Annotated in this window: 1 protein-coding gene; it reads left to right on the forward strand. The window is 73.9% G+C overall.

The features are described from left to right. The coding region (locus MTQ10_RS30835) for a polyketide synthase (protein ID WP_247474114.1) at positions 1 to 832 on the forward strand (832 nt) is incomplete at both ends.

Genomic DNA, 832 nt, shown 5'->3' on the forward strand with positions numbered 1-832 from the left:
GCCTACACGTTCGGGTTCAACGGGCCCGCCCTGTCCGTGGACACCGCCTGCTCGTCGTCGCTGGTCGCGCTGCATCTGGCGGTGCAGGCACTGCGGCGCGGCGAGTGCTCCATGGCGCTGGCCGGCGGTGTGACGCTGATGTCCCGGCCGGGCACCCTGGTCGAGTTCAGCCGGCAGAACGGGCTCTCGCCCGACGGCCGCTGCAAGCCGTTCTCCGCCTCCGCCGACGGCACCGCGTTCGCCGAGGGTGTGGGCATGCTGCTGCTGGAGCGGCTGTCCGACGCCCGCCGCAACGGCCATCAGATCCTCGCCGTCGTCCGCGGCTCCGCCGTCAACCAGGACGGCGCCAGCAACGGCCTGACCGCACCCAACGGCCCCGCACAGGAACGCGTCATCCGCCAGGCCCTCGCCGACGCCCGCCTCACCCCCGACGCCGTCGACGCCGTCGAGGCCCACGGCACCGGCACCCCCCTCGGCGACCCGATCGAGGCGGAGGCGCTGCTCGCCACCTACGGCACCGAGCACGACACCGACCGCCCGCTGTGGCTGGGCTCGCTGAAGTCCAACATCGGCCACACCCAGGCCGCCGCCGGTGTCGCCGGCGTCATCAAGATGGTCCTGGCCATGCGCAACGGCCTCCTGCCCGCCACCCTCCACCTCGACGAGCCCACCCCGCACGTCGACTGGGACCGAGGCGGCGTACGCCCCCTCGCCACGGCCCAGGAATGGCCCGACACCGGCCGCCCCCGCCGCGCCGCCGTCTCCTCCTTCGGCATCAGCGGCACCAACGCCCACATCATCCTCGAACAAGCCCCGCAGGCCCAGGAGGCCG

Origin of the sequence: Streptomyces sp. XM83C, from assembly GCF_023072675.1 — a bacterium.
Lineage (GTDB): Bacteria > Actinomycetota > Actinomycetes > Streptomycetales > Streptomycetaceae > Streptomyces > Streptomyces thermocoprophilus.